This window comes from Melaminivora alkalimesophila, assembly GCF_000282995.1.
Classification (GTDB): domain Bacteria; phylum Pseudomonadota; class Gammaproteobacteria; order Burkholderiales; family Burkholderiaceae_C; genus Melaminivora; species Melaminivora alkalimesophila.
In genome coordinates, this window is the sequence record NZ_ALEE01000014.1 from 1 (window position 1) to 217 (window position 217).

Annotated in this window: 1 protein-coding gene; it reads right to left on the reverse strand. The window is 64.1% G+C overall.

Annotated elements, in window-relative coordinates:
- On the reverse strand, positions 1-217 hold a 217-nt coding region (locus A612_RS00060), incomplete at both ends, for an IS91 family transposase (protein WP_040435214.1).

Genomic DNA, 217 nt, shown 5'->3' on the forward strand with positions numbered 1-217 from the left:
GCACCAGCGCGGCGATGCGGTCGATCAGTTCCAGCGGTGTGAGGTGCAGCTCATCTGCCTTGGCACCACGCTTGTCACTGGTGGGCTCGCTGCGCTGTTTGGCACAGCGGTACACCAGTTTGCTTCCCTCTTTGCGTAGGCGCTCCATGGAAAACGGTGGACGCGCGCAATAGCGCAGCAGCCGCTCCAGCGCAGCGCGGTCGTGGGCTTCGATGCA